General features: G+C 31.9%; 17 protein-coding genes and 1 tRNA gene. 11 read left to right on the top strand and 7 right to left on the bottom strand.

Annotation, left to right across the window (positions count from 1 at the left end; all coding sequences use genetic code 11):
• Nucleotides 1-235: 235 nt before the first annotated feature.
• The 6 genes from ACFFVB_RS05450 to ACFFVB_RS05475 all read left to right on the top strand — a co-directional run bounded on the left by ACFFVB_RS05450 (nucleotide 236) and on the right by ACFFVB_RS05475 (nucleotide 7,130).
• Nucleotides 236-1,282, top strand: coding sequence for a hypothetical protein (locus tag ACFFVB_RS05450; protein WP_382381704.1), 1,047 nt, complete (start codon nucleotides 236-238; stop codon nucleotides 1,280-1,282).
• A gap of 161 nt (nucleotides 1,283-1,443) precedes the next feature.
• The gene (locus tag ACFFVB_RS05455) at nucleotides 1,444-2,007 is read left to right on the top strand and encodes a hypothetical protein (RefSeq protein WP_382381705.1); all 564 of its coding nucleotides are present in this window, start codon (nucleotides 1,444-1,446) and stop codon (nucleotides 2,005-2,007) included.
• 126 nt (nucleotides 2,008-2,133) lie between these two features.
• On the top strand, nucleotides 2,134-2,769 hold the full coding sequence (locus ACFFVB_RS05460; protein WP_382381706.1) for a hypothetical protein: 636 nt from the start codon (nucleotides 2,134-2,136) through the stop codon (nucleotides 2,767-2,769).
• Between the two features lie 221 nt (nucleotides 2,770-2,990).
• Nucleotides 2,991-4,505 carry an IS1182 family transposase gene (locus tag ACFFVB_RS05465; RefSeq protein WP_382381707.1) on the top strand — a complete coding sequence of 505 codons (1,515 nt, stop codon included), beginning with the start codon at nucleotides 2,991-2,993 and terminating at the stop codon, nucleotides 4,503-4,505.
• Between the two features lie 87 nt (nucleotides 4,506-4,592).
• The gene (locus ACFFVB_RS05470) at nucleotides 4,593-5,399 is read left to right on the top strand and encodes a helix-turn-helix domain-containing protein (protein WP_382381708.1); all 807 of its coding nucleotides are present in this window, start codon (nucleotides 4,593-4,595) and stop codon (nucleotides 5,397-5,399) included.
• A 69-nt stretch (nucleotides 5,400-5,468) separates the two neighbouring features.
• Nucleotides 5,469-7,130 (top strand): serine hydrolase domain-containing protein, encoded by a 1,662-nt coding sequence (locus ACFFVB_RS05475; protein ID WP_382381709.1) that lies wholly within the window; start codon nucleotides 5,469-5,471, stop codon nucleotides 7,128-7,130.
• A gap of 177 nt (nucleotides 7,131-7,307) precedes the next feature.
• On the opposite strand, the gene ACFFVB_RS05480 is transcribed toward ACFFVB_RS05475, so the two are convergent.
• Both ACFFVB_RS05480 and ACFFVB_RS05485 read right to left on the bottom strand, forming a co-directional pair.
• A complete protein-coding gene (locus tag ACFFVB_RS05480) occupies nucleotides 7,308-7,982 on the bottom strand; it encodes a response regulator transcription factor (RefSeq protein ID WP_382381710.1) in 675 nt (224 codons plus the stop codon).
• Between the two features lie 460 nt (nucleotides 7,983-8,442).
• Nucleotides 8,443-8,516 (bottom strand) — tRNA-Met (locus ACFFVB_RS05485).
• A 136-nt stretch (nucleotides 8,517-8,652) separates the two neighbouring features.
• Here ACFFVB_RS05485 and ACFFVB_RS05490 point away from each other — a divergent pair.
• Entirely contained in the window at nucleotides 8,653-9,039 is a 387-nt protein-coding gene (locus ACFFVB_RS05490) for an START-like domain-containing protein (RefSeq protein WP_038528468.1), read from the top strand.
• A 55-nt stretch (nucleotides 9,040-9,094) separates the two neighbouring features.
• A complete protein-coding gene (locus ACFFVB_RS05495) occupies nucleotides 9,095-9,937 on the top strand; it encodes an aminotransferase class IV (RefSeq protein WP_382381711.1) in 843 nt (280 codons plus the stop codon).
• Here the strand turns inward: ACFFVB_RS05495 and ACFFVB_RS05500 are convergent.
• The 5 genes from ACFFVB_RS05500 to ACFFVB_RS05520 form a co-directional block, all read right to left on the bottom strand.
• Nucleotides 9,934-10,494 (bottom strand): YqgE/AlgH family protein, encoded by a 561-nt coding sequence (locus tag ACFFVB_RS05500; protein ID WP_382381712.1) that lies wholly within the window; start codon nucleotides 10,492-10,494, stop codon nucleotides 9,934-9,936. The genes ACFFVB_RS05495 and ACFFVB_RS05500 overlap by 4 nt on opposite strands.
• 123 nt (nucleotides 10,495-10,617) lie before the next feature.
• On the bottom strand, nucleotides 10,618-10,890 hold the full coding sequence (locus ACFFVB_RS05505; protein ID WP_382381713.1) for an HU family DNA-binding protein: 273 nt from the start codon (nucleotides 10,888-10,890) through the stop codon (nucleotides 10,618-10,620).
• 187 nt (nucleotides 10,891-11,077) lie between these two features.
• Complete coding sequence (gene fmt / locus ACFFVB_RS05510) at nucleotides 11,078-12,025, bottom strand: methionyl-tRNA formyltransferase (protein ID WP_382381714.1); 948 nt, start codon at nucleotides 12,023-12,025, stop codon at nucleotides 11,078-11,080.
• Nucleotides 12,026-12,064: 39 nt separating this feature from the next.
• On the bottom strand, nucleotides 12,065-13,978 hold the full coding sequence (locus ACFFVB_RS05515) for a RecQ family ATP-dependent DNA helicase (protein WP_382381715.1): 1,914 nt from the start codon (nucleotides 13,976-13,978) through the stop codon (nucleotides 12,065-12,067).
• Between the two features lie 3 nt (nucleotides 13,979-13,981).
• Nucleotides 13,982-14,524, bottom strand: a complete 543-nt coding sequence (locus ACFFVB_RS05520) for an AAA family ATPase (protein ID WP_382381716.1) — start codon at nucleotides 14,522-14,524, stop codon at nucleotides 13,982-13,984.
• 91 nt (nucleotides 14,525-14,615) lie between these two features.
• Here ACFFVB_RS05520 and ACFFVB_RS05525 point away from each other — a divergent pair, with 91 nt between their 5' ends.
• From ACFFVB_RS05525 to murA, 3 genes are all read left to right on the top strand, one after another.
• Nucleotides 14,616-14,909 carry a DUF493 family protein gene (locus tag ACFFVB_RS05525; RefSeq protein WP_382381717.1) on the top strand — a complete coding sequence of 98 codons (294 nt, stop codon included), beginning with the start codon at nucleotides 14,616-14,618 and terminating at the stop codon, nucleotides 14,907-14,909.
• Between the two features lie 64 nt (nucleotides 14,910-14,973).
• The gene (locus ACFFVB_RS05530) at nucleotides 14,974-15,639 is read left to right on the top strand and encodes a DUF4290 domain-containing protein (protein WP_382381718.1); all 666 of its coding nucleotides are present in this window, start codon (nucleotides 14,974-14,976) and stop codon (nucleotides 15,637-15,639) included.
• Nucleotides 15,640-15,644: 5 nt separating this feature from the next.
• On the top strand, nucleotides 15,645-16,961 hold the full coding sequence (gene murA, locus ACFFVB_RS05535) for a UDP-N-acetylglucosamine 1-carboxyvinyltransferase (RefSeq protein WP_382381719.1): 1,317 nt from the start codon (nucleotides 15,645-15,647) through the stop codon (nucleotides 16,959-16,961).
• Nucleotides 16,962-17,801 lie beyond the last annotated feature (840 nt).

Genomic DNA, 17,801 nt, shown 5'->3' on the forward strand with positions numbered 1-17,801 from the left:
ATTTTTAATTTGTATTTTAGTAGAAATTTAAAAATAAAATGAAAAATATGGCTAAGTGCAAAACCGAAAGTAAGTGCTTATCAACTGCCCTACTTTTCATATACTAAACGTTCTACGCAATTTGAACAGACTAACCGAAGCAGGTAATTCCCTCAATGAAATAGACAGTTTACTAAATAATATTTTTACCCAGAATTAAAATGAATTAGTTTAGAATTGAACTAATCAGAAACAGATGAATTTTTACAAATCTTTACTAATACTATTCTGCTTTTTAATAAGCATAAAAGCAATATCTCAAGTTCAACTTCAAAAGAAAAAGCTGAATAATGAGTATTCTTGGAACAACTCAACCCAAGAAGAACGAAATGAATATTATTTTGGAATTAAGCCAATTAAACTCTCTAACGAAAAATATCATTTCCGATATGTAAAATATGGTCAAATCGTTGATTTAAAAAGCGATGACGGAATAGAATTTTCAGGACAGCTGATTAATGAAATAACCGAAAGTAAAGTAATTAAAACTGACTATGGAAATGATAGTGAACCGACTAATTATGTATTTGAATTTGTCGAATTAGAAAAAGTTAAATCCTCTAAAATTGGACAACTAATTCTAAAAGAAAAAATATATCAAATACCAACAGACACATTAATAGATAATTGGAATTTTAATTGGTTACATTGTGGTAGTATCAATTTTTATTACAAAACGGAAAATAGTATTAATTCTAAAACTTATTCTTGTCCTTGGAATCAAAATGACACAATTATAAAAGCAATACCAATTAAAAATATTGACAATAAACTAAATGAAATTTTTGAACTAAAAGAAAAATATTCGGAATTCACGAGTAAATTAGAAAAAGGGAAATCCTATTCAAAAGATGGTTATAGGCAAATGTATATTATGACTAAAAAGGAAAGTCAAGGCTGGAGAAATGGCAAACCAGTCAGAGATTATAAAAAATCAATTAAAGATACAATCGACAACTATCTGGAATTTAAACTAAATGAGTTAATTCCAAACTCGACTGAACTGAATTGTTACGATGATTATAATTTAACTTTTTCAAAAAATGGTAAATTGAAAAATATGAAAGTGGATATGGGATTTTGGGAAAGACTTTCTGACAAAGACTACAAAAAATGTAAACGGATTTTAAAAAAGGCTTTTAGAGAGATAAAAATCGATTTTGTTGACCCAAAGTATGAATTTAGCCGAGAATTGAGTTTCGGACAAAAAGGAATTTATATTTACGACAGAATGGTATATTGAATAAAAAACTGCGTAGAACACCGTGTATAATTAATGGCTTGTTCTCGCCTACTTACGAAAATCCTCGCGGATTTTCTATTCAGTTTTTATTTGCTAAATTAGGTGATTAAACACGCCACTAATCATACACAACAACGTTGTGGTGCATTTAAGACGAACATTTGGAAAACACATTTAACATAGAATTACTCGAAATAAATTGGATTGACGAAGTCGATGACCAAACTGATTTATGTGCTCACGGAAACGTAAAATTGACTATCGGCCACGAAATAGTAGTTGATAAAACTGAGGAAATGGACCATTGGAATTTAAGAGCAATGGGAATGCATTTATTGCGAACTCTAAAAGATAATCATACCGAAGAAAAATTAGTTGGAGAACATTTAATTCCTTGTTGTGGACACCATATTGACTTCTTAGAAAACGAAAAGAACGTACATATTCAAGGTTGTTTTACTGGACATAACTTTTGGGTTAGACACGAGAACAAAAAGGTGGAGCTGACAACCGAAACAGGAAAAACACAAATCGTAATGAATTTTGAGGAATATAAAAACGTGATTCTCAATTTTGTCGATAAAATATCTGACTTTTATTCGGACAGTTTACCAAGAATATTACCAGAAGATGAATATGATAAAATTGCGTATTCAAAATTTTGGGACGAATGGAATGAAAGACGTTCGGAATGGAAAAAAAACGCACCACAACACCGTGTATAATTAATTGCTAGGTCACTGCCGACTTACGAAAATTCCGCTGGAATTTTCTATCTGTGATTTGTTTGCTAACTTAGTTGCTTAACCACGCAACTAACCATACACAAACACGTTGGCATTAATTTGGGAATGACAGAATACAGAATAAAAGTTATTAAACAAAAGAGACTATTGATTTCTATTTTACTAGTGTCGATAATCTTCCCTTTTTGTTTTCTGATTCCAACTCAATTTGAATTAATTATCTGGAAAATAACTGTTCCTATTTTGACCGTAGGAATTCTCGGAATTCTATTGTTTTATTTCACTGTTGGAGATTTAAGAATAACACTTAAAAATAGAAAACTCGATTTTCATTGGGAACGAAAACCAATATTGAATTTCAAAGAATATAACTCAATCGGAATTGATGAAATCACAACTATAATAATTGAACAAGGAATATTTTTACGAAAATTAAAAACAAAGGACTGTGAAATCGAACTTGGCGGAATAAAATCCAGAAATACGGATTCATTAAAATTGTTGAATTTATTAAAGACAGAGACAAGTGTTAAACCGAAAGACAGTTGGGATGTCTGGAAAGAAAGAGGCTGGTTAACAATAGCTTACCGAATTAATCTTTTGATTTTAATTATAGCAATTGGAATAGTAATAACATTTATAATTCTGAAAGGATTTGACTCAAAGCTATTATTGTTTATTCCGTTAGTTTTAAGCCAACTGATTTTTAGCCACTTACAGATGAAAGACAAACTGAAATAAAAACTAATGCCAACATCGTATAAAAATAATGCGTAGTTTAGTGCTTAATCGAGAGTTCGTGCGCTTTTGTTACATCTGATTTTCCTGCGGAAAATCCTCGGACACAAAACCGCACTATTCTTATACGTAACCGTCAGACTGTCTAATAACTATTTAAGTTTTTAGTAATATTTAGAAACAGTTATAAAGTAATTTTCAGGTAGTTTTTGTATCTTTTAGTTATGAAATTCATACTTGGAAAAGACCGACAACAGACCTGCCTTTTTCCTGTTTCTCTTGAAGATTCTATAGAATCTGATAACAGCGTAAGGTCTATAGATCAATTTGTAGATTCACTTAACCTCGCAGAACTCGGATTCCGTTCAGACTTTATAGAAAACGGCCCTCCTGCTTATAATCCATCTGTCCTTCTCAAACTTTACATATACGGTTACATGAACCGTATTCGGTCTTCTCGACAATTAGAAAAAGAATGCAGGCGTAACATTGAAGTGATGTGGTTGCTTGAATCACTAGCTCCAGATCATAACACCATTAGTAACTTCAGAAAAGATAATGGAAAGGCTATTAAAAAAGTGTTTTTTGCTACCGTACAAATTGCACGCAATTTTGGGCTTATCGGTGCTACACTTATTGCAGGTGATAGTACTAAGTTTAGAGCGCAGAATAGTAAAAAGAACAATTTCAATCAGAAGAAAATACAACGTCACTTAGATTACATAGACAACAAACTAGAGCAGTACAATAAAGCCCTTGAACAGAGTGATAGTGAAAATGAGAAAGAAGAAATCAAGAAGAATATTGATAAACATCAAGGTCGCAGAAATGAATATGAAAAACTAAATGCACAGTTGAAGGCCTCTGGAGAACCACAAATTTCTACCTCAGACCCGGATAGCAAGCATTTGATTGTACGTAATAATATTACTGAAGTTGCTTACTGTGTACAATCTACTGTAGATGCAGATCATAATATTCCGTTCGACTACTTAGTCACCAATAAGAATGATTCCAAGGCTATGGGAGAGATGTTGCAGCGCGCTAAAACTATTTTAGTAACAAATACCTTTACTGCCCTTTATGACAAAGGATATCATACGGGGAGTGAATTTAAAACTGCTAATCAATTAGGTATTAAAACCCTTGTCGCTATCCCTGGAATAGGAAGAGCTTCACAGGCTCCTGATCCAAATTATAACTCAGAACATTTTAAGTATAATAAAGAAAACGACACGTACTCTTGCCCACAAGGAAACATACTTAAAAGTAATGGAAGCACCTATAAAGCTCGTAATTATCGTTTCAAACAATATAAAACGAACAAATGTAAAACCTGCCCAGTAAGAGCATTATGCACCACTTCTAAAGTAAATGGAAAGATGATACAGCGCAGTGAATACCATCAGTATATTGAAACTAATGCACAAAGCGTATTGCAAAATCCTAATGCTTATAAAAAAAGGCAAGCCATTGTTGAGCATCCTTACGGAACCATAAAACGTCAATGGAGTTTTGATCATATTATGACTAAGAAAACGATGCAACGCGCTAGTGCTGATGTAGGCTTTATGTTTATTGCTTATAATTTAACAAGAATTTGGAATATCATTAGAAAAGCTAATACGTGTGCTTTTAAAGCTTACAAGTCCTTTATTAGGTTCATAGTATCTATTCTAATGGGGTTTAAAGTAGTATACGAAGAAAATTCAGAAAATAAGATCTTAGTATACAGCTAATACAAAAAAATGTATTTTAGTAGAAACATATAAAATTGCAGTCGGTTATTAGACAGACTGCCGTTGGCAACAAGCTGAAAAAATAGAATGAATAAACTAAAAACAGGAGAGTTTTACGGAACACATTACCAAAAAACAGCTTTTGAAAATCTAATAATTACTGATACAGAATATACACACAGTAAAGTTGATTGGCATTATCACGAAAATCCATATTTTACTTATTTACTTCAAGGGAAGTTATTTGAATCTAACAAAAAAGAATCCTACTATTTAGAGCCAGGAAACCTACTATTTCATAATTGGCAAGACTCACATTATAATATAAAATCACCTGATTTTACAAGAGGTTTTCACATTGAATTGAATAAGAATTGGTTTTCAAACTTTGATATTCAGATAACAAATTTTGAAGGAAGCATCAATTTAAAGAATCCTATAATAAAGAACTTGATGAACCATATATTTGTTGAAACTAAAATTAACGACCAGTATTCAAATTTAAGTATTGAAAGTGATTTGATTGAAATTTTCAACACAATTAAGGAAAGTAAAGAAAGAAATTTAAGAAAACCAGATTGGGCAAATAAACTAAAAGAATTGTTGAATGAGGAAAAAATAGACTATTCTCTAAACAGTTTAAGTTCAAAGTTAGAAATACACCCTGTTCATTTGTCCAGAGAATTTAATCGCTATTTTGGAACAAGTCTTGGTAATTATATTCGATTAATAAAACTTAATAAAGCCTTTTGTTTACTTACTTCAAACAAGTTTTCAATGACTGAAATTTGTTATCTATGTGATTTTTATGACCAAAGTCATTTCATTTCAAACTTTAAAAGAATTTATCATACAACACCTACTCAATTTTTAAGAAAAATTAGCGGACGTTAATATTATACTATTTTAATAAAATTATAACTATCAATTTTGCCACCTAGTCTCAAGTAAATCTAAAAAAAAATGAGAATTAAAAACTTAATATTATTACTTATTATTTTTTCTTCACTTGCAACCTATGCTCAAGATATGGCAGAGTACACAAGTGGTTGGGAAGGAACACTAAAAAATCCGAAAACATTCAATCTAAAAGTAGAAATTAAAAATTTAGGCCTTGAAAAGGCTAGATTCAAAATTTCCAACAATAAAAATATAATCGACTATCCTTTTAATTCAAAAAGGACTTCAATATTAGAAATACCTTTTGCCGAGAATTATTCTTTTAAAGGTATATTATCTGAAAATGGTAAAGAAATTAATGGGTTTATCAAATCTGGAATGCTTCTTTATCACATAAAACTTACTCAATCAAAGAGTAGTACTTTTATAGGGGCTTGGAACTTACTTATGTTAGATGAGCTTAAATCACTTAACTTCTATTTGAGTGTTGAAAATGGAGAAGGCGATGATTATCAAGCTTACCCAATTCTTGGAGACAATAGATTTACAGGAACTTGGTGCGACAATTTTCAAAAAGAAAAAGATTTGATTTCGTTTACTGATTTCAAAACTGGATTACATTTTAAAGGAAAGCTAGAAAAGAATAAGATTCAATTAAGTATACTTTTAGGAAACCATTTGCTAACAGAAATAGAACTAAAAAACTCTATAACCGATTGGAAAATTGGTGGCTTCAAAAATGACAACAAAAATTCTATTTTAAAACTTACTGAAATGGAATACCTTATTTCTAAGGATTCATTTCCTAATACACATTCTGTTGTAATTTCAAAAAAAGGGAAAATTGAATATGAAAATTATTTTGATGGTTACAACTCAAATATTCCACACGATATGAAATCTGCTTCAAAAAGTATTTCATCCGCAATAGTTGGAATAGCAAAAGATAAATTGTTATTTAATAGTGTTAAGCAATCTATTTTTGATTTTCTGCCTGAAAAATATCAAACTCGTAAAGACAGTCTAAAAACGAAAATCGATATTCAGAGTCTTTTAACAATGAGTTCTGGTATAGATGCTATAGATTATGGTATCAATGCAAATCCAAAATCTTCTGCAACAGAAAACAATTACCAAAGAACACCTGATTGGATTGAAGCAATTCTAAAAGCTCCAATGATTCATAAGCCAAACACTAATGCTAATTATGGCTCAGCAAACCCAGCTTTGCTAGGTGTTGCTATGGATTCTGTCATTTCAGAACCATTGGAATTATTTATTGATAAGTTTTTATTTCAGAAATTGAAAATTTCAAATTACATTATTCAAACGGACTTAAGAGATAAGCCATATTTTGGAGGAGGAATGTACCTTACTCCAAAAGATATGTTAAAATTTGGAGAACTTTATCTGAATAAAGGAAAATGGCAATCAAAACGTATTATTTCTAAAAATTGGGTTGAAAAATCATTTAAAAACTATCGTAATTTAGAAAATGTAACAGATAAAAATGGTTATGGATATTTATGGTGGCATAATACTTATCAAATTAATGGAAAAAATATAAAATCTATTGAGGCAAGAGGAAATGGAGGACAATATATTTTTGTAATTCCTTGTTTACAAACAGTTGTTGTTATTACATCAGGGAATTATAGAAATGGAAAAACACAGCAACCTGAAATACTTTTTGAAGAATATATTTTACCTTACCTTGAAAATTGAAAAAAACCAGTTGCCAGTCGAGTAGGAAAAGGGGAATCCCCCCCCCACTAAACCTCTCACAGAACCGTACGTGAACCTCTCGACTCATACGGCTGGACTTGCAACCGTTAAAAGAAACCCTGTTAAAAGAAAGGTTCTTGATGTTTTTTTTAAAAGTTTAATTTTATAATCCACGTATTATTTTTCTATAAATTTATAACCACTTCCGTAGGCTGTTTTAATATACTTGGCATCTTCAGCAGTCATTTTTTTTCTCAAATTATTGATATGAACATAAATAAAATCAAAATTATCCAGTAAATCACTATCGTCACCCCAAAGATGTTCTGCAATTATTTCTTTTGAAAGCACCCTACCTTTATTTGATATAAAGAAAACCAATAAATCATATTCCTTACGAGTTAAAAAAATAGCTTTCCCATCTATAAAAACTGTTCTTGATTTGGTGTCAATTCTAATTTCATTGAATTCCATAATTTCATCCCCGTCAAATTTCCCACGACGCAGTACCGCATTAATTCTAGAATTTAATTCAGCAAGATGAAATGGCTTAGTTATATAATCGTCTGCTCCTAAATCTAACCCTTCTAACTTATCCGTTAATGAATTGTTTGTTGAAATTATAATTACACCTGCTCTTCTTTTATCCTTCTTAATAGCTTTAAGAACATCTAATCCACTCCCTGTAATTAAATTTATATCTAAAATAATAACGTCATATTCGTATAAAGCCGCTTTTTCAGAGGCTTCTCCAAAATCTGAAGCAACTTCGCATATGTTACCATCCCTTTGTAAGTAAGTAACAATAAATTGTTGTAAATCTTTTTCGTCTTCTGCTATTAAATATTTCATCACATGTAAATTAAGAGAATAAATTTAAATATCAATTCTAAATTTATTCTAAAGTGAGAAAATAGTATGTGTTTTAAATATTATAAAGTAAGTGATTCAATTGAAAAATAATTTATGGTTTATGGTTTATGGTTTAATCTTAAAGAAAAAATAAAGATTTAGTTAAATAGGAAAGTATTCAATTGATGAAATAAAAACAATTGACACCGATATGATTTACAATATAAATAGCTAATTTATCAGATTCCTTAAGTTCACTTCCATTATTATAATTCACTAACCAAATATTAATCAACCACTTAGACATTATAATTATATGAATTCATAAATTTTAATACTAAAAAACAACAATTAGTACTTAATAAAATGAGAGTGATAAAAAGACCGTATTCTGTACCTATTCTGTACCCATTAAAAACAAGAAAGGCTTCACATTCCTGTGAAGCCTTTTAAACACTTGTAGCGAGAACGAGATTTGAACTCGTGACCTCTGGGTTATGAATCCAACGCTCTAACCAACTGAGCTACCTCGCCATATTTTGAGGGTGCAAATATAACAACTATTTTAAAGTACACAAACTTTTTTTGCAAAAAATTAATTTTTATTTAATTTGTCTGCAAAGTATATAATTAATGTATATATTGAGCCCAATAATTTTTGAATGAACACATGGAAGATAAAATAAAATTTGAACTTGAATTCCCAATAAAAGCTTCACCAGCCCTTTTATACACATACATTTCTACGCCATCAGGATTATCTGAATGGTTTGCCGATAACGTAAATTCTAGAGGCGAACTTTTCAAATTTATTTGGGATGGAGCAGAAGAACAAGCTAAAGTATTAAGTAAAAAAAGTGGTGAACGCATCAAGTTCAGATGGTTACATGACGAAGATGATCCCTATTTCTTCGAACTTCGTATTCAAGTAGACGAAATTACCAAAGATGTTTCTCTTATCGTTGTCGATTTCTCTGAAGAAGATGAAATAGATGAAACTAAAATGTTATGGGAAAATCAAATTTCAGATTTAAAACAGGTCTTAGGCTCAGCTTAATCGATATTTACATATTTTAAAGTATATTTGCCCGAAAACTATTCGGGCATTTTTTATGATCAATTTTAACGGTACAATTCAAGATAATAATTCAGTTTTAAATTCAAATAATAGAGGTTTTGCCTATGGTGATTCACTTTTTGAAACCATAAAAACATCTTATGGTAAAATTCTATTTTGGGAAGATCATTATTTTAGATTAATGGCTTCTATGCGTATCTTGCGTATGGAAATTCCAATGCATTTTAATATGGAGTTTCTTGAAGCCGAAATTAAAAACACTTTAGAAGTTAATGGATTAACCGATGCTTCTGCTCGTGTTAAAATCACCGTATTTAGAAACGAAGGTGGTTTGTATTTACCAGAAACAAACGATATCAGTTTTATTATAGATACGAAACCTTTAGAAGACGACTTCTATTTAATTTCTAACGATCCTTACGAGGTTGATCTGTTTAAAGATTATTACATCTCCCCGAGTTTGCTATCTACATTAAAAACAAATAACAAGGTGCTAAACGTTGTTGGGAGCATCTATGCTAAAGAAAATAATTTGCAGAATTGTTTGACACTTAATACAAACAAAAATGTCGTAGAAGCGCTAAATGGAAATGTTTTTGTAGTAAAAGGAAACGTAATTAAAACAGCTCCTTTAAGCGATGGTTGCCTGAAAGGTATTATGCGTAAACAATTAATCGAAATTATTAACGCCATTCCAGAATACGAATTGATAGAAGAATCTATATCTGCTTTTGAACTTCAAAAATCAGACGAAATCTTTATTAGTAATACGATAACAGGAATTCAACCGGTTTCAAAATACCGCAAGAAGTCATTTACAAGTACGATTTCAAAACTACTTATTCAGAAGTTAAATGTAAAAATGAGATTGAGTTAATTATAACTCGGGTTTTCAGGAGCATTAGACCAAATACTATATTCTCCGCCAAACTCTAACATTTTTTCTTTCCAAAAAAACTCGTAATCCTTTTCGATTATATTTTTCTGGTATACATTTTCGGTGACAACCCAAGAGTTAACATTTAATTCTTCGTCTAACTGATTGCTATCCCATCCCGAATATCCCAAAAAGAATCTGATGTCTTTTTCTTCGATATGTTTATTAGCAATAAGCTCTGCAACGACATTAAAATCGCCTCCCCAGTAAATACCTAAGGAAATCTCAATGCTATCTGGAATGAGGTCGGGAACTTTATGTATAAAGTACAAATTGTCTTGTTCTACTGGCCCGCCATTGTATACTTTAAAATTTGCGTCAAGCTCAGGAATTAGGTCGTTAATTGTGTAATCTAAAGGCTTATTTAAAATAAAACCTATAGAACCATCATTGGTGTAATCTGCCAACAAAACAATTGATCGATTAAAGGATACATCCCCTATAATTGACGGTTCTGCGATTAACAAATTACCTTTTTTTGGTTTAATTGTAATCATATTTCATAGGAATTTATAACTAAATCTAATATTATTTTTGTTAAAATCCAATATTTGATGAAAATATAATAAAAAAGCCTTCTATAAATAGAAGGCTTTCAGTAATATGTATGAAGTAACTAATTAGTTTACAGCACCTGATAATTCAGATCCAGCTTTAAACTTTACAACATTTTTTGCTGCAATTTGAATCGTTTTTCCTGTTTGTGGGTTTCTTCCTTCTCTAGCTGCTCTTTCAGAAACTGAAAAAGAACCAAATCCTACTAAAGATACTCTTTTACCATCTTTTAAAGCACTTCCTATTTCTGTAAGTGCTCCTTCTAATGCTTTTTTAGCTGCTGCTTTTGAAATTCCAGCATGTTCTGCCATTGCATCGATTAAATCTGTTTTGTTCATAATTTTAATTTTAATTATTAATAAATCGTTGGTTAAACTTTTTAATACTATTACAAATTTATACGGATTAGCTAACTACGCAAGTAATAGCAAGGGAAACTCCCCTATTTGTTAATAACTTCACGCATTTGTTAATAACCCTTGAAAATTTTACAAAAATTTAACTAAATCGAGCTATAATAAGGGGTTACAGCATTTTTGATCCCGTTTTAAATTCAAATCCGTTTAATAGATCCTTGGCTGGCATATTTCGCTTTCCTGGCAGTTTCATAAAATGAATGTTTATAAAACCTTTTTCAACAGCAACTTTAATTTCTTTTTTAGTATTCTGAATGGACCCAACTTTAAAATCATGAGCTTCTAACTCCATGGTCGCTTGGTAAATTTTCACATCTACAGACTCACCCCCATTCTCTAAAACACACCATGCAGCTGGATACGGACTCAAGCCACGAATTTTATTATGAATAGCTTCTATAGATCCGGTCCAATCTATTTTACAATTGTCCCTATTTAATTTGTACGCAGTCTTTAAATCGGCATTTTCTATTTGTGGTGTTGTAGTCACATCTTCAGTTTCTAACTTTTTAACTGTCTTTAAAACTAATTCGCTTCCTAAGTGCATTAATCGGTCATGAAGCTCTCCTGCAGTTTCATTTTCCCCAATAGCAATTGATTCTTGCTGAATCATTTCACCTGTATCAATTTCTTCATCTATAAAGAATGTAGAAACTCCCGTTTTTGTTTCTCCATTAATAATAGCCCAGTTTATAGGAGCCGCTCCTCTGTAATTAGGCAGTAGCGAAGCATGTAAATTAAAAGTTCCCAATTCTGGCATATCCCAAACCACTTTTGGCAACATTCTAAACGCTACAACAATGTTTAAATTCGCATTTAAAGCGCTTAATTCTGTTAAAAATGCTTCGTCTTTAAGATTGGTAGGCTGTAATACTTTTAAGTCTTGAGATACGGCGTATTGCTTTACGGCGCTTTCATTTAATTTTCGTCCGCGACCTGCTGGTTTATCTGGTGCAGTAATTACACCTACTATATTACAATTGTTTTCGACCAATGTTTTTAATGTGGAAACAGCGAAATCTGGCGTTCCCATGAATACAATATTTAATGTTTTCATTTTTATTTATTTTGAAATGATATCAATCTAATTCTAAAACTAGGTGTGATATAATTTATAAGTATTCGTTTTTGTAATGGATATAATGTGATGCTCTAACAATAATTTCAACACACTTAACACATCTGCTTCTGTACAATTTACTGCCGAAGCTAATGCTCTGGACGATAAATCGCCATGCTCTAAATGTGTAATAATTTGTTTTCTTAATGCCGTAAAATCTGTTACTTTGGGTTTCTTCAGTGTTTTTACAGCACCTATACAAACCGAACAAATACCGCATGGTTTTCCGTCCTTTTCTCCAAAATAAGATAACAACTGAACCGTTTTACAAACCGTATCGTTATCTACATAATCTAAAACACTTTGTACTTGCTTCTGCTTTAAATCGTTTTGTTGTTCAATAATATTAGCAATTCTATTTATCGTTTTATCGTCTTCACGAGGCTCTATAAAGGTAACTTGCGCGTCGGTTTTTGTTTGCTGAAGTATAATAATTTCATCTTTCTCTAGCGTTGTCAAGGCACGCATTAATACATATTCCTGAATAGATGCTTTTTCTGAAACTAATACTGTATTTATTTTTGTGGCGTGCTCGAAAATTCCGCCGTATGTTCTTAATAAGGATTTTACAATAAGCTGTAATTCCGAATGTGTATCTAAATAATGAAACAAGGCTGCATTAGAAATTACAAACTGAACCAAGGTTTTGTTCTGAAATTGCTTAGTTAGAGTTATAATACTTGTCCGATCTAAAATTTGAAGGGCATTAAACGCCAAAACGCCATTAAATTTATACGCTTTACAAAAGGCATTAAAATTAAAATCGTGAGTGGTTAAAGCGCCTTCACCATAAGAAATCTGACAGTAATTAGACAGTTTTCTGTACACTTGCTTTATAAAACTAATGCTTGGCAAGACATCTAGAAACTGATTTTTAATTAATACGTCATCACTTTTATTTTTTAAAATAACAGCAAATGCTTTTTCTCCATTTCGTCCTGCCCTTCCCGCTTCCTGAAAATAACTCTCCAAACTATCCGGTAAATTAAGGTGAATAACCGTTTTAACATCCGGTTTATCTATTCCCATACCAAAAGCATTTGTCGCGACCATAACTTGTATTTTGTTCGCCAACCAATCGTTTAGACGTTCGTCTTTTTCATGATTACTCAGTCCACCGTGAAACGAAGAGGCTTTAATGCCTTTCTTCTCTAGAAAATTAGCAATCTCTACCGTAAGTTTCCTACTGCGCACATATATAATAGACGAGTTTGCGTACTTTTTTAAAATGGTTTCAATACGATAGTATTTATCGTCTTCATGAAACACCATATAGGCTAAATTCGGCCTAAAAAAAGATTGTTTAAAAATTTTAGGTTGAATAAAATCTAGCTCGTTTATAATATCGTCTACAACCAAAGGTGTTGCCGAAGCCGTTAACGCCATGCAATTTACCGTAGGATGCAATTCGCGAAGCGTGTTAATGCTTTTATAAGCAGGCCTGAAATCGTTTCCCCATTGCGAGATACAATGCGCCTCGTCTATGGCAATTAAATTCACATTCATTTGCCTGATGCGTTCCTGTACTAGCTCCTGTTGTAGACGTTCCGGAGAAATATACAAGAATTTATACTTTCCATAAATGCAATTATCTAACATGGTATCCAACTGACTGTATGAAAGTCCGCTAGTTAGCGCCATTGCTTTTATGCCTTTATCCTGTAAAACCTGAACTTGGTTTTTCATAAGGGCCACAAGCGGAGAAATTACAATACAAATCCCATCCTTAGCTAAAGCCGGAATCTGAAAACACATCGATTTTCCACCTCCAGTGGGCATCAAAACAAAAACATCTTCCCCATCAATTGCAGCTTGAATGGCCTCTTCTTGAAACGGACGAAATTCTGTAAAATTCCAATAACGCTCTAGTATTTTTAAAGGATGTTGCATTAATTACATCGCTTTAATTTTATTTAAAATATAATCGGCTCTGTTTTCAACGGTGTCAAAAGGCACATCAATAAGTGTATAATTAAATCCCTCGTAGGTTTTTACTAAACATTCGTGAATTTCTAAAGCCTGCTCGAAATTTTCGTAACGTACGGCATCACTTTTATAAATTTCCTTCCATGGTTTTAAGATAAAAACGTGATCATAATCTAAAGAATCGCAAATATTTTTAAAGGTTTCAGGGTAAACATCTCCAATAAAATCCATGTATGCCAAAACGTCGTGTACACCCCGATCTATAAAAACACAAGGTGTTGTGATTGTATTTGCTTCGTAAAACTGAGATTCTCGCCCCTTTAAAAGGCGTTCACTAAATAGTAAAGGTTCGGTTAAAAACATGTGCTCTATCCCATTCTCTCTGGCCTCCAAGGTCACTTGCCTAGATATTTCTTCTAAACAAGAGTGTCCTTTTTTTTGCAATTCGTGAATGATAGATGATTTTCCTGTTCCAGGACCTCCTGTTATTACAATTTTCTTCGTCTTCAATTTGGCAAGGTTTTGGCTGTAAAATTCGTGATTTTAATCAACAATAAAAAATGCAAACGAAATACTATCTTTGCATCACAAAATAACACCTATGAGCGATAAGCAAACTCCAGACGAATTTTACGATAAATTAAAAACACAATTATATGATACTACAGCATGGCCTGCCGAATATTTGTATAAATTTATAGTTAAATCCGATCCTAAAAAAATAGCCGAAATAGATGGTATATTTAACAATTTAGGCGCTGTAATTAAAACACAACCTTCAAAAAACGGAAAATATACAAGCATATCTATAAGTGTTAAATTAAAGGATCCAGAAACCGTTGTCGAAAAGTATAAAGAAGTTACAGAAAATGTGGAAGGTGTTATTAGTCTTTAATATTTTTTTGTATTTTGCGAGGGCATAATTACTTCGTGCACACTTTTTAATACTACACTACATTTTGATAGATAACATAGAATACAATACAGAGCGTGAACCTTTGATTATTCCAGAGTATGGAAGACATCTTCAGAAAATGGTTAATCATGCTAAAACTATAGAGAACAGAGACGACAGGAATAAAGAAGCAAATGCTATTATTGCCGTTATGGGGAATTTACAACCGCATTTACGTGACGTCCCTGATTTTCAGCACAAACTTTGGGATCAGCTTTTTATAATTGCTAATTTTGAATTGGATGTAGATTCACCTTATGGGAATCCAGATCGAGAAATTTTAGAACGTAGACCTGATTCTTTAGAGTATCCTCAAAATTTTCCAAAATATCGTTTTTACGGAAACAATATTAAAACCATGATCGATGTGGCAAATACATGGGAAGATGGCGACCTTAAAGAAGCGCTTATCTACTCGATTGCAAATCACATGAAAAAATGTTTTTTAAACTGGAATAAAGATACTGTAGACGATAATGTGATTTTTAATCATTTATATGAATTGTCTGATGGTAAAATCAATTTAAAAAACGCAGAGGAAGATCTTTCCGATTCTACAAGTTTATTGCGGACTAAAAAGAAATACAGTACGTCTACAAATACCAAGAAGACCTACAAGAAAAACACGAATACAAACACAAATTCTAACCGTAATAGAAAACGCTACTAATAGCTATGGCAACATTTATTATAGAAGGACAACACCAATTAAAAGGTAGCATCCAACCCCAAGGCGCAAAAAACGAAGCGTTACAAATATTATGTGCAGTACTTTTAACTGCAGAAGAAATTACAATTAACAACATACCCGATATTGTCGATGTTAATAAACTAATCGACCTTTTACGCAATTTAGGTGTAAAAGTAAATAAAATAGGGAGCGGTTCTTACACCTTTAAAGCAGACGATGTAAATCTAAAATATTTAGAATCTGAAGCTTTTAAACAAGATGGAAAAGGACTTCGTGGTTCAATCATGATCGTTGGTCCGCTTTTAGCACGTTTCGGAAAAGGATATATTCCTAAACCGGGAGGAGATAAAATTGGTCGTCGTAGATTAGATACCCATTTTGAAGGTTTCATTAATTTAGGAGCAGATTTTAGATATAATAAAGAAGATCACTTTTATGGTGTTGAAGCTAAAAAACTAAAAGGAACCTATATGCTTCTTGATGAAGCATCGGTAACCGGAACAGCAAACATTGTAATGGCAGCCGTTTTAGCAGAAGGCAGGACCACCATATATAATGCAGCTTGCGAACCTTATTTACAACAACTTTGTAAGATGTTAAACCGTATGGGCGCTAAAATTAGCGGTGTCGGTTCTAACATGCTAATTATAGACGGTGTTGATAAATTAGGTGGTACAGAACATCGCATGCTTCCAGATATGATCGAAATTGGTAGTTGGATTGGTTTAGCTGCAATGACAAAAAGTGAGCTTACTATTAAAAATGTAAGTTGGGACGATTTGGGACAAATTCCAAATGTGTTTAGAAAACTTGGTATTACTGTTGAAAGACAAGGCGACGATATTCATATTCCTGCACATACAGACGGATATGAAATTCAGAGTTTTATTGATGGTTCTATCCTTACCATTTCCGATGCCCCATGGCCAGGATTTACGCCCGACCTATTAAGTATCGTTTTAGTCGTAGCAACTCAAGCTAGGGGAAGTGTACTTATACATCAGAAAATGTTTGAAAGCCGTTTATTCTTTGTCGATAAATTAATCGATATGGGAGCAAAAATTATTCTTTGCGATCCGCATCGTGCCACTGTTATTGGTCACGATTTTAAATCGAGCTTAAAAGCAACAACTATGACTTCGCCAGACATTCGTGCAGGTGTTTCTCTTTTAATAGCTGCTTTATCTGCTAAAGGAAAGTCTACAATACATAATATTGAACAAATAGATAGAGGTTACGAAAATATAGATGAACGTTTACGTGCTATTGGAGCCAAAATCACGCGAATAGATTCGAATTAAATCAAAATTCATATCTTATAAAAAAGAGGTTTAAAATTTAATTTTAAACCTCTTTTTTATAAGATATGATAATCTAATGACTTTAAAATCTTCTTTAGACTTTTAAACGGTCGTTTGCGTATCACTACATTTAGCACCTCCAAAACCGGTAAAATCAACTTCGCATACTGCTTAGGTTATATTTTATACAGAATCCAAGATTCTAGTTTTATAGTTTGTCACCGCTTCTTCAGGTTTCTTACCATTTCACATCCCCAATTACGCAACTACAATCTTCTGAAATTTTCGCAGCTAATACTTATCGTGTTTTTTCAGGTAATCCATTATAAACTCAATTAAACGTTTACAATCTCCTTTAAAATCATTTATAGCCATTTTCGGATCGTTTGTATTAAGAAAATGACTTGAATCAAAGTATTGTTCTGATATTTTTCTCTTCCACTCCACCCATATAACTTATAGTAGTTTCTAGCAGTTCTGTTGTCGATACTGCGATTTACTCCGGCAATCATCTCTCTATTGAGTGTAATAAGCATAAAAACACCTATCAATCTTTAAAATCTCAATTAGCAAATTATCAATTCGACACTATACCAAACCGCTCCTTTCAATTTAAAATACGTGTCACCAACTAGGTGATTATAAAATGCTTAAAAGTCAAAAACTCTTAAATACACATTTTAATCGTGTTAATTACCGCTATGATATTCGATGTTTTTTAACATTTCAACAGGATAAACATACTATTTATGTTAAAATTCATGGATTTACTAAAGAATGCCCACTTTTATGTAAAACATGATTTTAATCATGTTTTATTCAATGCATTAATACGAAATT

It is taken from the genome of Formosa undariae, assembly GCF_042427615.1.
GTDB lineage: Bacteria > Bacteroidota > Bacteroidia > Flavobacteriales > Flavobacteriaceae > Formosa > Formosa undariae.

Bases quoted from the DNA above. Each gene is read 5' to 3' on its own strand.
- ACFFVB_RS05450 (WP_382381704.1), top strand. From the start codon at position 236: ATGAATTTTTACAAATCTTTACTAATACTATTCTGCTTTTTAATAAGC.
- ACFFVB_RS05460 (WP_382381706.1), top strand. From the start codon at position 2,134: ATGACAGAATACAGAATAAAAGTTATTAAACAAAAGAGACTATTGATT.
- ACFFVB_RS05465 (WP_382381707.1), top strand. From the start codon at position 2,991: ATGAAATTCATACTTGGAAAAGACCGACAACAGACCTGCCTTTTTCCT.
- ACFFVB_RS05470 (WP_382381708.1), top strand. From the start codon at position 4,593: ATGAATAAACTAAAAACAGGAGAGTTTTACGGAACACATTACCAAAAA.
- ACFFVB_RS05475 (WP_382381709.1), top strand. From the start codon at position 5,469: ATGAGAATTAAAAACTTAATATTATTACTTATTATTTTTTCTTCACTT.
- ACFFVB_RS05480 (WP_382381710.1), bottom strand. From the start codon at position 7,982: ATGAAATATTTAATAGCAGAAGACGAAAAAGATTTACAACAATTTATT.
- ACFFVB_RS05490 (WP_038528468.1), top strand. From the start codon at position 8,653: ATGGAAGATAAAATAAAATTTGAACTTGAATTCCCAATAAAAGCTTCA.
- ACFFVB_RS05495 (WP_382381711.1), top strand. From the start codon at position 9,095: ATGATCAATTTTAACGGTACAATTCAAGATAATAATTCAGTTTTAAAT.
- ACFFVB_RS05500 (WP_382381712.1), bottom strand. From the start codon at position 10,494: ATGATTACAATTAAACCAAAAAAAGGTAATTTGTTAATCGCAGAACCG.
- ACFFVB_RS05505 (WP_382381713.1), bottom strand. From the start codon at position 10,890: ATGAACAAAACAGATTTAATCGATGCAATGGCAGAACATGCTGGAATT.
- fmt (WP_382381714.1), bottom strand. From the start codon at position 12,025: ATGAAAACATTAAATATTGTATTCATGGGAACGCCAGATTTCGCTGTT.
- ACFFVB_RS05515 (WP_382381715.1), bottom strand. From the start codon at position 13,978: ATGCAACATCCTTTAAAAATACTAGAGCGTTATTGGAATTTTACAGAA.
- ACFFVB_RS05525 (WP_382381717.1), top strand. From the start codon at position 14,616: ATGAGCGATAAGCAAACTCCAGACGAATTTTACGATAAATTAAAAACA.
- murA (WP_382381719.1), top strand. From the start codon at position 15,645: ATGGCAACATTTATTATAGAAGGACAACACCAATTAAAAGGTAGCATC.